1 protein-coding gene is annotated in these 892 nt (G+C 28.0%); it reads left to right on the top strand.

Features of this window, described 5'->3' with window-relative positions; translation table 11 throughout:
* Positions 1–315: 315 nt before the first annotated feature.
* Positions 316–546, top strand: a complete 231-nt coding sequence (locus RPL90_RS03375) for a hypothetical protein (RefSeq protein WP_313545552.1) — start codon at positions 316–318, stop codon at positions 544–546.
* Positions 547–892 lie beyond the last annotated feature (346 nt).

Here is an 892-nt window from a genome sequence, read left to right as displayed (position 1 = left end):
TTAAAGCATCGAAGAACATTATATATAAATAAAGCCAACATCAACTTTTCATAACACGTCGGGAAACATTAAAATGAAAAATTTTTAATTATAGTAGTATGATTTATTGTTTTAGAAACATTGTGAAATGCTATTAAATATTGTGTCATATTAAACCTTCTCTGCTATCATTTGTCGAGTTATGTATTGAGTATATCTAACAAATTATGAACTTCCAAATGTTAATCTAATAATTAGAAGTAACGATAGTAATTAAGTTATAATATTTTTTGTAATATTGGTTTTTGTCTTTTATAAATATGAAGGAGTTTTATTATGAAGTTCGCAAAGGTTTTATCTATAGTATGTACTGTATTACTAATCGGTGTATTAGTATACGGTGTTATTATGATGATCGGTGATTTTATGGGGGTAACGACGTTTAACAATCAATTGTTAGTTGTTGGTATCGCCTTAGTATTATTAAGTGATTTAGTTCAACGTAGCCAAAAATTACTTTCTATTATTTTACTCATTGCAGGTATTATTTTTATTTTTATTGGTTAATTTATAAAAGGTAGTGAGTCGTTGTACTCGTTGTCTCTTACTGTCGACAAAGTATTTAACTGTGTTGGCAGTTTTTTTTATGCGCATGGTTCCCAGGATATGGTTTCAGTCGAAAATTCTATACAGATTAATCTACGAGTATTTTTAAAGTTTTCAACTCGTAATATTTTCAGAAGTCAGCGCATAATCGCTCCTCAATACAAATATATTTTGCGGTCATTTGCCTACTTTTCACGCATGTTTTTATAAGAAAATTCTAAGAATTATGCACATATTCATTTTGCTTACTCAAATTTACGTTATCTTTAATAATATAGAACTACAAATGACCACAAGTGAAAGTCAT

It is taken from the genome of Staphylococcus kloosii (assembly GCF_032139365.1).
Classification (GTDB): Bacteria; Bacillota; Bacilli; order Staphylococcales; family Staphylococcaceae; genus Staphylococcus; species Staphylococcus kloosii_A.
This window is presented reverse-complemented; position numbering and strand designations above follow the sequence as displayed.

Excerpts from the sequence above, each read along its gene's own strand:
- RPL90_RS03375 (WP_313545552.1), top strand. The coding sequence starts at position 316 with ATGAAGTTCGCAAAGGTTTTATCTATAGTATGTACTGTATTACTAATC.